Raw genomic sequence first — 253 nt, 5'->3', positions numbered from 1 at the left:
TGAAGATTTTCTAATCTAAAGTAATTGATAAATCTGACACTATGTTTGATTATTTTTCTAAAACATCAAATAAGCAAATAAAAATAATATCAAACTTCCCTTTGGAATGGACTAATGTAAATGGCCTACCGTTGATGATAAGGCATAACACAAGTCGTATATTCAACACCCCGGGATTTATAAAACAAAACATTCTTCTCAATAATAACGAAGTTTCAATAAGCCTAGATAGTTTTAAAAAAATATTAGTCAT

Origin of the sequence: Enterobacter cloacae complex sp. P12RS, from assembly GCF_014895875.1 — a bacterium.
Lineage (GTDB): Bacteria > Pseudomonadota > Gammaproteobacteria > Enterobacterales > Enterobacteriaceae > Enterobacter > Enterobacter bugandensis.
This window is presented reverse-complemented; position numbering follows the sequence as displayed.